This window comes from Enterococcus sp. AZ095a (assembly GCF_050546735.1).
Taxonomy (GTDB): domain Bacteria; phylum Bacillota; class Bacilli; order Lactobacillales; family Enterococcaceae; genus Enterococcus_D; species Enterococcus_D entomosocium.
Window position 1 is genome coordinate 3,453,625 of sequence record NZ_CP172953.1, and the last position, 14,465, is coordinate 3,468,089.

Consider the following 14,465-nt stretch of genomic DNA (forward strand, 5'->3'; position numbering starts at 1 on the left):
CTCTATTTCTTGTTTTAGTTCATTGTCATGTGAATTTTCTGATATATTGCTATCTACTACTTTTGATGTCTCACTCTCAAATAGTGTATCATCTGAATATTCGTCACTATCTGATTCATTTATTTCTTCTCTTGATGATTTGGATTGAGCAATTTCGTCTTCTTGACGAACATGAACCTCGGCAAAAACAATAATAGGATGAAAAACTTGAACAACCAAAAAACATAATACAGTCAATAATCTTTTCTTCACCTGACCACCTCCTAACATATAAATATAAGGTCATTTAACCAAGTGATCTATATATTCAAATCACTTTCACCTCGTTTTTCGTACTAATGTGATTCAATATTTAAAAATTTCAGAACATTTAACGAGAAAGGTCTGTACACTTAATAAGTGGAATACTTTATGGATGAAAAACACCAAAAACAACCTTCCTAAACCAATAAAGAGATATCTACTTCTTAATTAGTCTCAAATTTCTTCGATTTTTAGATTAGAACAAAAATAGACATTCGATCCGATCGAATGTCATGGAAAAGTTATTAGATTAGGTTTTCTATTTTAGAGAATAAACAACAAATGTCTATTCTAAAAAACGAAGGTTTTTGATACATTTGTCTGTAAGTTTGTATGCATACCTATCTCTTACATGATAAAGGTTACATGATTTTTAGATAAAATGGGAATCAACATTTTCATATTCGGATGAAATAAATGAAAAAAAACACTCGTTAATACTTTTAACGAGTGTACGGAGATTAGAGAAATGGTTTTCGATACGGATCAATTTTTCTTTCCAGATTCCGCCAGTCATGCTCATCTGGGACAGCTTTCAATAACAAGTAATCTGTTTCAATAATATAGTCTAAGAGGTACCGATTATAGTTTGTGACAATCAAATCAATATGATCGGCATTTAATATTTCTTGTGTCAGATGTTGCAATGGCAAAAAGGTCAACGTGTGCTTTGTACCAAACTGTTGCATTGCACGAGTTCGAATCTGTTGGCAGATGAAGTGATCACCTTCTAGAAGAAAATAAATTCTTTTTGTCGGTGAATAAAAATCAAAAATCAAATCACTGTAGATCGTTAAACTCACACAAATATCTTCAAGATATGGCGCAGCCAAAAAGTCTTTTCTTTGATGCTTCTTTAAAAATCGTAAATTCCGTTGATAGTTTTCATTGTCAGAACGCATGAGAGATTCTTTGATGTCCTGTGCCTCTTTGTTCAATGCAGGAGCTAACGCATAGTTCACTTTTCTAGACAAAAAGAAGGATTGCAAGAAAATTTTTATCTTGGCATAGCTCTCATTTGTGAGCTCAAACTCTTGTAAGTAAGCCTCCGTAAGTTTGGCAATTTCTGATCCTTGATGAAACTGCTGGTAGAACTTTTCCTCCGATGCTTCTCGATCTAAGGTACGTTTACAAATAGTAACTAAATAAATCCATGCAAATTCTTCCTTCGCTAGTTCTACGCCGTAAAGCTTGTTGATTCCGTCTTTTAAAGAATACAGGAGGGAGAAGCTATTTCCTTTGTAGGCTAATTCAATCAAGTATTTCGGGACTGTTATCGGAAAACCAAGGCTCGCCCGTTTGATTGCAATAAAAAAAGTATAGTAAAAAGCAGCTGGTGTTGTTCCAGAGCCAATATCATATTGTCCTAGTTTGTTGTTTAACTGGGTTAAGACCAACTCATGCAATGCGGGGTCGGGAACAAGGGTATGGGCAGTATCAATCCCTTCGTAATAAAAGTCTTTGAAGAATTTCCGTAAATCCGCTTCGCTCCCTTCAATTGTCAATGGATTCGACACCCATTTTAACCGATAACTGCTCAATATTTTGTTCGATTGACCCAACAACCGTCGAAACGTGCTCTCAGAAAAATGATAATGATGGGCCAACTCGTCAATATCCATCAATTCCCCTTGAAAAATATGACCGATGATTTCAAATAAGCACTCATTTTCTAGCAAATCTTGTTTCTTTTCTTGGTACACGGAAGGTTTTTTCTCTTCAAAAAGAAAGCCACTATTCCCCGAAGTTAGGGTGATACAATCACCAAAATAGTCTTTCACATACTTGAGATCATTTGCAATTGTGCGTTGTGTGACTTGCATCTTTTCTGCCATTTCACCAATTGTAAATAAACGATCTCGCTCCATCACACTCAAAACTCGAAATAAGCGCTTAGTTGTGCGATTACTGATAAATGCTAACTGTAAGTCTCTCATATTCTCCGCCTCATATCTCACTACGTCTTTTGTCTAGATGTTACATACATAACACAACAACAAAAAATGAGCAAGACACGGCTCTTAATCACTTCATAAAAAAATAAGTTGCTTCTATACACAAAAAAGGATCAAATGCTCTTATGCTTTTCCATTATTATCTATTTGCTTACAGAACATTCTAATCTCCTTAGCGATGGTGGAGAAGAGGAATGCTCTCGAGCTTCTTTCATTGCAAAAATCTCCTTTAAATGGTTTAATGGTTTAAACTTTTAAACGATAATGGAGAGACAATTATGATAGATTATGCCAATCTGCAACAAGATTTTTCTGAGTTAAGTGATTTTTTAATCGCGCTAGGTGACAAAAAAAGACAAGCTATCATCATTCGGTTGCTAGAAGCGGAAAATTGTGCTGGCTTACAGGTCACTTCCTTATTAGAGGCCACCAATTTATCTAGACCCGCCATTTCACATCATTTGAAAATCTTAAAAGAAGCCAAAATCGTGAATTTCAGACAAGAAGGAACAAAAAATTATTACTATCTCGATCATGAGCAAACAGAAATAAAAAAACTCCAATCCTTTTTAACGAAAGTCCTTCACATTATGAACGAGAGGGACCATTCATGAAGAAAGTATTAGTTGTTGAAACAAACATTCAAAAATATGCTGGCACGAGCGAGGCTACCGGACTTTGGTTAGGAGAAAGTGCCGAGTTTCTAGATGAAGTCTATCAACAAGGGATTGATGTTGATTTCGTAAGTCCATTAGGAGGCTTTGTTCCTCTAGATCCAAGAAGCATGAAATATATAGATCAAGCCATTATGAACATTTATCTGGAAGAAAATTTCATTCAAAACGGCTTGATTCAAACGAAAAAACCCGCAGAAGTAAATCCAAATGACTACCATGCGATTTATTTTACCGGAGGGCATGGTGTCATGTGGGATTTTCCTGATAATAAAGAGCTGCAAGAACTCGCTTTAGCCATTTATGAAAACAATGGGTATATTTTATCTGTTTGCCACGGAATCGCTGGTTTACTAAATATAAAAGATAGAGAAGGAAGCTTTTTGATTTCTGGGAAAAAAATCACAGGATTTACGAAAACCGAAGAATTTCTCGCCGGGAAAATGAACAAAGTTCCTTTCTTTAATCAAACCGCCGCAGAAGAAAGAAACGCTCAATTCAAAAAAAGACGCTTTTATAAAGCATTTGCCCTAAAAGATGGGCGGATCATCACTGGCCAAAATCCTTTTTCTGTACGTGCTGTAGCAAAACTATATCTTGAGGAGGTACAGTCATGCAAACAATTTTAGGAAGCAATGGACAAATCGGCTATGAACTAGCAAAAGAACTATACAAAAATTACACAAATGAGCTTCGGCTAGTTAGCCGGAAGCCTCAAAAAATCAATCCTACAGATCAGATCGTTTCCGCAGATTTGATGGACTTTTCGCAAACGAAAAAAGCGATTGAACATAGTGAGATTGTTTACTTCACTGTTGGGTTACCGATGGATGCAGAGCTGTGGGAAACCAATTTTATGAAAATCACAGAAAATGTCATCCGCGCTTGCCAAGAAGCACAGAGCAAACTGGTTTTTTTTGATAATACTTATATGTATCCAAAGGATCGTACCCCCCAAAAGGAAGACACGCCATTTTCTCCAGCAGGCAGGAAGTCCCTCGTACGCTCTAAAATGGCTCAATTGGTTTTATCCGAGATGGAAAGTGGCCGTTTAGATGCGGTGATTTGTCGAGCCCCCGAGTTTTACGGCCCAGGCAAGACCCAGAGCATTACCAATACACTCGTCTTAAACAATATAGTCCACAATGCTCCCGTCAAAATACCTGTCAATAAGGACACTTTACGCACACTTATATGGACACCTGATGCTAGCCGAGCAATGGCCCTTATCGGAAATACGCCTAGTTCCTATGGCCAGACTTGGCATTTGCCCTGTGATACACCTCATAGTTTCCAAGACATGATCGATCTCGCCGAAAAAATTGAAGGCAAACCATTGAAATACCGTGTCATTCCTTTGTGGCAATTTAAACTTGCTAAGCTATTCAGTAAAAACGCGCGCGAACTAAGTGAGTTATTACCTAGATACACGGTGGATAATCTTTTTGTCTCTGATAAATTCAAAAAGGCATTTCCTCATTTTAAGATCACAACGTTTGAAGAAGGCATTAGGCAGGTACTTGTTGAGAATAGGGCAGGATGACTGACAACACTTTATTAACCCCAATGAAGAGAATGACTGATGAGAAGCTACCCAGCTTTTAGTAAATCAAATTCAAAGGATGTTCGCGTTTGTAGAAAGTTGAATCTTTACCGTTAGCAAAACCGTTCATTACACCGTCACTATTATTAATAAAAAGGATATTCATCCCACCCAAACACAATTAGCACAGGAATATAGAAAGCCAATTAGGCGTAGGCCTAATTGGCTTTAATAAGACATTCTGTTTCCTTTTTCTTTGCTCGGGCTAATAGAAAAAAAACAAGCACTAAGAAGTAATTTTGAGGCAGCTAGACAACAATATAACTGAAGACGAGAACGAAAGAAAAAATTCTTATTTGCGACATTCGATTACGCAAAAAATATATATGAACATCTATTATTAGCCATCCTTTTTACTAGCTCTCATTTTAGTTAACCTTTTTATCTATCCTAACTGCTATAAAAACTCTCTCACACGTTCTTTAACATGCTGCTATTGTTCCAACTTCTTTATTGCTAAAGCTAAGCAGCCGATCAAACCTGCATCGTCAGCAAGCATTGGAGTTAGTAGGTATTCTTCAAGAGCAGGGGTATCCACATAGGAACCCATTTTTTCTTTAAACGCTTGGCGAATCAACTCGAGTAGTTGCGGCTGTTTCATTACACCCCCACCTAAAATTATTTCTTCCGGTGCATATAGTAAAGTTGTGTTATACACACACTGAGCAAGATAATCTGCCTCAATCGCCCAATAAGGATGATCAAATGAAATGGTCTGGGCTTTTCTTCCAAAGCGTTTTTCAATCGCGGGGCCTGAGGCTAACCCTTCCAAACAATCATGATGAAAAGGACAGATTCCTTCAAATTGATCTTCATTATGACGTTGTAAGAGCATATGTCCCATTTCAGGATGACTGAAACCTGTGACTATTTTTCCATCGACTACAGCACCACCACCAACACCAGTACCAACGGTGTAATAAAGAACACTATTTTTACCTTTTCCATACCCTGCCATATATTCTCCATAACAAGCAGCATTTACATCGGTAGTCCAATAGATGGGAACCGACAAGGCGTTTTCCAAAGCTCCTACAAAATGATAATTTTGCCAAGCTACCTTCGGAGTGTTGGTGATATATCCGTAAGTTCTTGATTCGATTTGAATATCAATTGGCCCAAATGCTCCTACACCAATTGATGCGATATTTCCTTTGTACTTATCAAAGAAATCAAACACTTGCTTCATCGTTTCTTCTGGTGTTGTGGTAGGAAAACTTTTCCGTTCTATCACTTGTAATTGTTCATTACCAATCCCACAGACAAACTTTGTTCCACCAGCTTCTATTCCACCATATAACATTTTATCTACACCTTTCATTCACTCATTTTCAAAAAAAGAAACGTATTTGCACTAAGCAAAATCGTTTCTCACTAAAGGTTTCGTTGTGCCACCTTCGCCAAATTCAATCGGCAATACGGTACGTTTTTCTACTGTCTCTCCATTAATGACAGCAATTAATTTTGCCACTGCCACTTCCGCCATTTGCTTTGTAGGTTGGGCAATTGTTGATACGAGATAAGGGTCTCCTTCTGTCATCTTTTGACCATCAAATCCGATAACTTGGACATCCTCTGGTACGTTTTTCCCTATTTTTTCAAGCATACCAATGACAGCTAATGCCATCGGATCGTTGATCGTAAAAATCCCATCGATATCGGAATTCTCTAACAAAAAATTTGTTACACGTTCTGAGAGATGGTCTAAAGGTTCTAACATATCTAACGCTTTATAGGAAATCCCCAGTTGACGGCACTCGATCTCAAAATATTTTCGACGACTCTTCGTTTCATTCGGTGTTTCTTGGTACCCACCGATATATGCTACATTCTGACATCCTCGGCGATAAAGTTCATTTGCAGCCAAACGTCCACCGGCCGCATTGTCAGCGGTCACATAAATCACCTCTTCAGTGAAATAACGGTCAATACTAACAAAAGGCAGATTACTCGAAATGTATTCATCGATATCTGAATAAGTAATTCCAATGATGCCGTCTACTTTATTTTGGCTGACCATCTGGATATATTCTTGTTCTTTTTCACTATTCCCACTGGAGTTACACAAATAAAGCTTGTAGTTTTGTCTTTCTAATGCTGTTTCTACATGGTAGGCAAATTCGCCAAAAAATGGATGCCATACAGTGGGTAGAATCAAAGCAACCGTATTCGTATGCTTCATCTTTAACCCCCGGGCATAAAAATCTGGTTGATAGTTTAACTCTGTCATTGCTGCTTCAACTTTTTCTCTAGTAGAAGCTTTAACAGAGCCGTTATTCAATACCCGGGAAACAGTTCCTACTCCGACACCTGCTAATTTTGCGACATCTTTCATTGTTGCTTTCATAGTTGATCCCTCACATTTCTGCACAAGTTTAGTATAATGAATTTTGTCATAAATTACTAATTTTTTCAAAATACTAATAGCAAAGTCATGGGAAATCTAGCTATCTGTTCTTTTCTAAAAATATTATCCTTCAAAACCTATTAAATAATTGATACACCGCCTAAGCAATCAAACATTTATTTCACACTCGCTGTTTCAAAAGCTTGAATACGACTTTCTCCAATCGAATGAAACAAGATATCTCGAGCTTTTTCCAGCTCATAGAAAGTAGCCGTCATAACTTCTAAACCATTAATAAAGACTTCAACTGATGAGGTATCTCTAAAAATCTCAAGAACGAGCTGATTATCAATCAAAGGTACTTCAACTTTTCGGACATTCAGAGATTCTTCTTCCGCCCCTGTAAGCTCTCTTCCTAGTTTCTGACGATCCAATTCAAAAACCTGTTTAGCAGTGTCATAAGTTAGTTTGAGACAATCCGTCTTAGACCGCAGTAATTCAATTGTAAAAACTTCTGCTTTCTCCAAATCTGCGACTAGATGTAAATATGAAGAATCCGACAGTGCGTTTCGAAATACGACTGATGTGTCAGTCACTGCGATATTTTCACTGCCTTGTTGATAAACTAAATGACTATATACAGTTGAGATGGGTTTTTGTACCAATCGATTTTTTTTCACTCTTAACTCTCGGGGCAAACTCATAGAGCCTGCCCAAAGATGGCCTAACTCATGTGTAGGCAATGTACGATCCCACATCTGCATCCAAGCAATCATCACCCGTCCACCATTAGGATCTGTTGTTGTTTGTGGTGCATAAAAATCCATTCCAAAATCCATTTCATGGAAATTATCAACTATCATCTGACCTGTTTCCCAGTCTACCTCACCAATACAAGCCATGGTAGAACTGATATTATGATATTCCAGTCCGTTCTTCTTGATTTGTATCGGTGACATGATTAAGACATCTCGTCCGTCTAAATGGAATAAGTCAGGACATTCCCACATTATTCCTTGCTCTGAAGTCCCTTCTAGCAACACAGAGTAAAAGTGCCAAGTATACAAATCTGACGATTGAAACATCACTATTCTACCAGTAGACTGTGTAGATTTAGTAGCTACTACCATATAGTAAGCATCGTTGTGAACAATTACTTTAGGATCACGAAATTCTTGTATCAGCCCATTCTCACCTAGCTGTTTTTCTGCTACCACAGGATTACCACTGTATTTGCTAAAATGAATACCATCTTCAGAGACCGCCAAACATTGATGCTGATGGCTAATACCATCAATTTCTTGACAGCCTGTATAAACTAAATATAGTTTTCCGTCTCTTTCAATTGCACTTCCTGAGAAACACCCGCCGCTGTCATAAGGTTGATCTGGGGCTAACGCTACTGGTAGATCTTCCCAATGGACCAAATCACTACTGCGCGCATGCCCCCAATGCATGGGCCCCCATCGACTATCGTAAGGATAGTATTGATAGAAGAGATGGTAATGCCCTTTGTAATATATAAACCCATTGGGGTCATTTATCCACCCGATGGGTGCGGAAAAATGATAGTTTTGTCGATACTGAGGGTTAACTTTTCCTCGCATCATTTCAATAAATCGATTTGCTTTATCCAAAATCGCCGTTTCTTCTACTAACACTTATTGTGCTCCCTTCAAAAAATTATCATAGCCAGTTTGTTTTATTTGAATCCATTCTTCCAAACCTACACGTTCCAATTCAGCAAGGTATTCTTCCCATTCTTCATCGATTTTACCGCCGGTGATCCACTCTGCTCTTTTGCGATAGATGTAATCCCACATATCTGTTTCAATTTTTGCTAATCGATCTGTTTCTTCTTTTTCTAAAAAGACACGTGGATAGATATTGTCTTCTGTAATATATGGCAAATACGTGTCATGCATCAAATCTAAACGCCACTTCGCATCATCTGGCATAGTAGTGACTGTGCCGTAATAAGAATCAAGAACTGCTAATGGTCCTCCAGCTTCGGTTTTTTGTCTTAGTTCCCCCGGTGCTGTCCCCTCTAAAGGCAAATGTTTTAACATACCATCCTTTAATTCAAAAATATTCGCCTGTGCTTCATCACCGTAGGTTCCCCAGTTATTTTGGACAGACTGTAACGGTTCATACATTTTATCTATCCACCTAGCTGTAAGTTCCAAGTTTTTATTCGCACTAGTAATTACGAAACGATCTCTTGAGAAACCCATGCCATTCGTACGAGTAACGTGTTTCGTTCCATCTGGTCCCGCTAAGACTGGCAAGACGTCATAACTATCATCTGCACCCGTGATATTTGCTTTATCCCAAGTAAAGTACACGCCATACTTATGTTCTTTCCCTTTGGCAACATACGTATTCCAATCTTGTTCGAAAGCCTCTTTATCAATAAGACCTTTATTATTCATTTCATTGAAATATTTGATGGCTTCTTTATACCCTTCTTTGTTAGCAGTAAATTGTACTTGGCCATCGTTATCAACGACTAAGTGGTCATCATTATCACCTAGACCGAATGCCCCCATTAAAAATTTTAAGTCTTCGTTTCCTCCATTGTTAATAAAGCTAAAAGGAATTTCATCTGCTTCACCATTACCATTTGGATCTTGCGTCTTGAAAGCCTCCAACACAGTCATCAACTGATCAGTGGTTTGCGGCATTTCAAGACCCAAATTATCCAACCACTCCTTGTTGATCCAAGCCATCCCATTTACTGTATGAATCGACTCTTTTCCTTCGCCTAATTCTTCAATCCAAGGCATAGAGTAAATGTGACCATCAGGTGCAGTAGACATTTGTCGGTATTCGGGGTTTTCATCAAAAATTTTCTTCAGATTTGGCATATAATCTTCGATCAAATCTTCAATCGGTACAATAACACCACTTTCCGCCCAGTTTAATAAATCATAGTCACCTGCAGCGGCGTTGAAGATGGCATCTGGTAAATCACCACTAGCGATATCCAAATTTCTTTTTTCGGCAAAATCACTACTGTAGTTTGTCCAATCAATATGGAGATTGGTCTCTTCTTCTAATCGTTGGAAAATCAATTTGTCATTAGGATCATTGGGAGCCAAAGGGGCACTTTGAGACATCATTTTTAAAGATACTTTTTCTTTCAATGGAAAAGAGACATTTTCTAGTTCATAATCAGGGCTTGATTTACTCTTTTCTTTTGAGCCTCCACAAGCCCCCAAAATTAGTACGGAAGTAAAAACGATTGGCAGCATCCATTTTGCTTTCATCTTAAAATCTCCTTTATAATTTTTATTCATACAAATAGTGAACAATTCTTACCCTTTAACAGAACCAACTAAAACACCTTTATCAAAATATTTTTGGAAGAAAGGATACATTATGATTAATGGCAGACTAGAAATGACGATCGTTGCGTATTTGATCAACTCAGCAATTTGTTTCATTTCTGCCATGGCAGTATTGGCTCCCACCATGTCTTGTGAGGGTTGGTTTTGGATCAAAATATTTCTTAATACGAGTTGCAACGGCTGTAAGTCGGGATCTTTGATGTAAATCATGGCATCAAAATATGAGTTCCATTGCCCAACAAAGGCATATAAAAACAATACGAACATAATTGGTTTAGCTAATGGAAGCATGACTTTGAACAGTATTTGCAAGTCATTGGCGCCATCGATAGTAGCAGCTTCAGAAAGTTCTTTTGGCAAAGCACTAAAATAGGTACGGGCTAAGATAATATTCCACACATTTATAGCACCTGGTACGATAATCGCCCATACACTATCTAACATGCCCAAGTTCTTTACCAATAAATAGGTAGGTATCAAGCCGCCACCCACGAACATTGTAATGACAAAAAAAGTCATAATAATCTTTTTCCCCGCCAAGTTAGGTCGAGACAAAGGATACGCAGTGATCATCGTAATAAATACAGTCAATAAACTGAAGCTAAAAGAGTAAAACAACGAATTTACAAAACCGCGTAAAATGGAATCATCTGCAAATACCCGTTGATATCCTTGTATTGTCCAATCTTTCGGATTGAAGCTTATACCTTTATTGATCAAAGTAGCTGGGTCCATAAAAGAAGCTACCAGTACATAAATCAGCGGAACAATGGTGATGACGACTAAAAAAGTTACAATCACTCGATTCAACCATAAGATTTGACGGTCGATTTTTGATAAAGCACTATTCATAATTTTCTCCTTTCATTACAAGCCTTGACCATCGTTTAGCCGCTTGGTTATATTGTTGACAATCAGTAATAAAACGACATTAATAATCATATTGAACAGACCAACAGCAGCAGAGTAGGCATAATCACCTGATTGCAAGCCGACTTTGTATACATAAGTGGAAATGATTTCTGAGGCAGGGATGTTCATTGAAGTTTGCATCAAGTAGGCTTTTTCATATCCTACATTCATAATACCGCCGGCGGCCAAGATGAAGCTGATCACCATCACAGGCCTCAATGCAGGCAAATCGATATGCCAAATCTTTTGTAAAATATTTGCCCCATCGATATTTGCTGCCTCATATAAATCGGTACTGACTCCCGCCAGCGTCGCGGTGTAAAGAATGGATGACCAGCCGATTCCTTGCCAAATTCCCGATAAAATATAAATCGTTCTGAAATAAGCTGGATTAGACATGAACATAATTGGTTGCCCCGTAACCTTTTCTACTAACCCATTAATAGGTCCATTTGCGGATAGGAACAAAAACAGCATCCCCACGATAATAACTACTGAGATAAAATTCGGCGCATATAGAATCAACTGGATTTTCTGTTTTATTTTTTTATTGATAATTTGATTCAAGCTCAGTGCTAAAATAATTGGTGGAAAAAAACCTAACAATAAACCATAAATGCTAATTTTTAATGTGTTGCTCAGCAAAAGCGTAAAATTTGGTGAACTGATAAATTCCCTAAAGTGATCTAGTCCTACCCAAGGACTTTCCAAAATTCCTAGCATAGGATTATAGTCTTTAAATGCAATCACAGCACCGTACATTGGCACATACTTAAAGATAAACGTCATGATGATACCTGGTAAGAGCAACAAGTACATCCACTTATCACGCCGCAACTGTTTCTTTAATTTTTCCCACTTCGAGATATTTTTTTTATCTCGTTGTACCGCCCTTATCTCACCACCTGGTCCCAATGTCTTTTCCAATTCGATCTCCTCCCAATACATTTTAGAAACGTTTCCATTTTCGTTTAAAAAAATAAAAATTTAACGAAGATGCTTTTTGGAAACGTTCCCACTATTTTCGTTTATAGATTACCACAGCCATTTTTTTAAGTCAATATTTTTTTGTAATTATTCTTTCACCCACACTAAGCTTCCGTCAATTCATTTATGGTTTACGAAAATTGTTAAAAATTAAGGATCTCGATTATTTCATTAATCCTGTTTTTTCTCTACTTTTCTAGCATTCTTCTTTTATGAATTTACTTATCACAACTTGCATTCCCCAATCTCTTTTCTAACAATCATTCACTGTTTAACCGTTCCAATCGGAAGATTATCTAGTTAATTATTTAAAAATAGCTCGGATTCACATTTATTTTTTGCTTTTTAACTAACTAAAAGCGAAAAGATAAGAGTTAAATTTGTAAATGTATATAAGGTTAAGAGCTGTTAGATGAGCTTTTTAGGGGAATCTCGGAAAACTAAGGTCGCCAATCAGGATTGAAAAAAATGCAGGAATTAGGAGTATTCATTTTTTCCGCCAGCTGAAAGAAATTAGCGAAAAAAGAGTAAACTCACAAAAATTGTGAATTTACTCCAAATCAATATACGGCTCTTCTTTTATGGAATCAAATTTTCTAACGATGAGCTAGTATTTTCTCGCATATAGCTTCTCCCTACTTCACCGATCCCAACATCCCAGCCACAAAGTACTTTTGCAGCGAGAAGAAGACCACCATTGTTGGCAGAGTTGCGATCACGATTGCTAACATCATTAAGCCATAATCTGGATTATTGGCGGCGCCGATGGCAGAAATCATTAGGGGAAAGGTTTGCTTTTCTGGTGATTGAAGGGTGATCAACGGCCAAAGGTAGCTATTCCAACTATTGATAAATGTAATGATGGCAGCGGCCGCATAAGTTGTTTTCATGGTTGGCATGTATATTCGGAAAAACAAGCCTAGTTCCGACAGACCATCCATTCGCCCAGCTTCAAGCAGTGACTTGGAAAACATTTTTGTGTTTTGTCTGAAAAAGAAAATCAGAAATGCGGTCGATAATGTTGGCAAAATGACTGAAGCTACTGTATCGAGTCCAATAAAAGGAATCGTCGTTGAAAAGCTGCCGAAGATTCGAAACAGCGGAATCATGGTGGCGGCAAAAGGCAACATCATCGACAAAAGCAAAATATTAAAAAGCATATTTTTTAATCGGCTTTGATAGATCTCAAATCCGTAGCCGGCCAACGAAGCGATCGTCACGGATAAAATCGTCTGTAACAACGCAATTCTTGCACTATTAAAGAATACTTGTTTCAAATCATAGGTTGCGACTAGGTTACGCCAGTTTTCTAGCAAATGGGTACTTGGCAATAGTTTGCCTTGCATGATATTTACGGTAGGATTGGTGATACTCACTAACATGAAATAAAAGGGAAAGGCAAACAGAATGGTAAAAACACCCAAAAATACATACGTGCCTACTTTTTTCATTTTTCCTCTCCTCCGATCTTAAATTGGATCATGGAAAAGAAGATGACCATGACGACAATGGCATAGGAAACTGCAGAGGCGTAGCCAAAATCTGGTGTATAGCGAAAAGAAAGATTATAAATATATTGGGAAATCGTCGATGTGGCGTTTCCTGGCCCCCCTTGGGTCAAGTTCATCGGTTCATCAAATAACTGTAGTGTCCCAATCGTTGACGTCACAGCTGAAAACAAAATGACTGGCTTCAGCAAAGGGACGGTGATTTTAAAAAATTGTTTGGTCGGAGAAGCGCCATCGATTCTAGCAGCTTCATAAATTGCTGGGTCGATATTTTGCAAAGCCGATAGAAAGAAAATCATATTGTAGCCGGTCCAGCGCCAAGTGATGGCTAAAATGATAATGACTTTTGCCCAAAAGGGACTGGAGAAAAAGGCGATTGGCTCAGAGACAATCGACAGTCTCACTAAAAGGGCATTCACCACGCCATTTGTTGCAAACAGTGATTTAAAGACCATGGAGTATGCGACTAATGAAGTCACTGCTGGCAAAAAAATGATCGTCCGAAACAGGCCTTTCAGCTTTAGGGTTTTCTGATTGAGCTGGACGGAAAAGAACATGGCCAACAAGACCATGACAGGCACTTGAAAGCCCAAAAAGATCAAGGTATTTTTCGTGGCTGTCAAAAAGGTTTGATCCGAAAACAGCCGCCGATAATTCGCTAGTCCGCTAAAGGTCAGCCCGGTGCCGCTTCCTGATTGTAAGGATAATAGAAATGCTTGGATCATTGGATAAAAAGAGAAAAAGAAGATTAAGAGTGTCGGGATAGCAATAAACAGCCACCCCGTGATCACTCCTTTTTTATAAAATAATTTATTTTTCATCGTAC

At 37.9% G+C, this 14,465-nt stretch carries 12 protein-coding genes; 3 read left to right on the forward strand and 9 right to left on the reverse strand.

Features of this window, described 5'->3' with window-relative positions:
• Window positions 1–764: 764 nt before the first annotated feature.
• Complete coding sequence (locus IGJ26_RS16005) at window positions 765–2,240, reverse strand: helix-turn-helix domain-containing protein (RefSeq protein WP_034872175.1); 1,476 nt, start codon at window positions 2,238–2,240, stop codon at window positions 765–767.
• A gap of 296 nt (window positions 2,241–2,536) precedes the next feature.
• On the opposite strand from IGJ26_RS16005, the gene IGJ26_RS16010 reads away from it, so the two are divergent.
• The 3 genes from IGJ26_RS16010 to IGJ26_RS16020 are packed head-to-tail and all read left to right on the forward strand — an operon-like array spanning window position 2,537 to window position 4,475.
• Entirely contained in the window at window positions 2,537–2,872 is a 336-nt protein-coding gene (locus IGJ26_RS16010; RefSeq protein WP_086316684.1) for an ArsR/SmtB family transcription factor, read from the forward strand.
• Entirely contained in the window at window positions 2,869–3,561 is a 693-nt protein-coding gene (locus IGJ26_RS16015) for a type 1 glutamine amidotransferase domain-containing protein (protein WP_086316685.1), read from the forward strand. The genes IGJ26_RS16010 and IGJ26_RS16015 overlap by 4 nt, the downstream gene beginning before the upstream one ends.
• Window positions 3,546–4,475: an NAD-dependent epimerase/dehydratase family protein gene (locus IGJ26_RS16020; protein ID WP_061053449.1), complete on the forward strand. Its 930-nt coding sequence runs from the start codon at window positions 3,546–3,548 to the stop codon at window positions 4,473–4,475. The genes IGJ26_RS16015 and IGJ26_RS16020 overlap by 16 nt, the downstream gene beginning before the upstream one ends.
• Before the next feature lie 493 nt (window positions 4,476–4,968).
• Here the strand turns inward: IGJ26_RS16020 and IGJ26_RS16025 are convergent, their stop codons facing one another.
• From IGJ26_RS16025 to IGJ26_RS16060, 8 genes are all read right to left on the reverse strand, one after another.
• Window positions 4,969–5,838 carry an ROK family protein gene (locus tag IGJ26_RS16025; protein WP_086316686.1) on the reverse strand — a complete coding sequence of 290 codons (870 nt, stop codon included), beginning with the start codon at window positions 5,836–5,838 and terminating at the stop codon, window positions 4,969–4,971.
• Window positions 5,839–5,889: 51 nt separating this feature from the next.
• On the reverse strand, window positions 5,890–6,882 hold the full coding sequence (locus tag IGJ26_RS16030; protein WP_086316687.1) for a LacI family DNA-binding transcriptional regulator: 993 nt from the start codon (window positions 6,880–6,882) through the stop codon (window positions 5,890–5,892).
• Between the two features lie 176 nt (window positions 6,883–7,058).
• The gene (locus tag IGJ26_RS16035) at window positions 7,059–8,543 is read right to left on the reverse strand and encodes a glycoside hydrolase family 32 protein (protein ID WP_086316688.1); all 1,485 of its coding nucleotides are present in this window, start codon (window positions 8,541–8,543) and stop codon (window positions 7,059–7,061) included.
• A complete protein-coding gene (locus IGJ26_RS16040; protein WP_010729375.1) occupies window positions 8,544–10,151 on the reverse strand; it encodes an ABC transporter substrate-binding protein in 1,608 nt (535 codons plus the stop codon).
• 48 nt (window positions 10,152–10,199) lie between these two features.
• Window positions 10,200–11,084: a carbohydrate ABC transporter permease gene (locus IGJ26_RS16045; RefSeq protein WP_005230433.1), complete on the reverse strand. Its 885-nt coding sequence runs from the start codon at window positions 11,082–11,084 to the stop codon at window positions 10,200–10,202.
• 15 nt (window positions 11,085–11,099) lie between these two features.
• Window positions 11,100–12,092 (reverse strand): ABC transporter permease, encoded by a 993-nt coding sequence (locus IGJ26_RS16050; protein ID WP_005233042.1) that lies wholly within the window; start codon window positions 12,090–12,092, stop codon window positions 11,100–11,102.
• A gap of 674 nt (window positions 12,093–12,766) precedes the next feature.
• Window positions 12,767–13,582 carry a carbohydrate ABC transporter permease gene (locus IGJ26_RS16055; RefSeq protein ID WP_194193991.1) on the reverse strand — a complete coding sequence of 272 codons (816 nt, stop codon included), beginning with the start codon at window positions 13,580–13,582 and terminating at the stop codon, window positions 12,767–12,769.
• Window positions 13,579–14,460, reverse strand: coding sequence for a carbohydrate ABC transporter permease (locus IGJ26_RS16060; protein ID WP_115232999.1), 882 nt, complete (start codon window positions 14,458–14,460; stop codon window positions 13,579–13,581). The genes IGJ26_RS16055 and IGJ26_RS16060 overlap by 4 nt, the downstream gene beginning before the upstream one ends.
• Window positions 14,461–14,465: the final 5 nt, after the last annotated feature.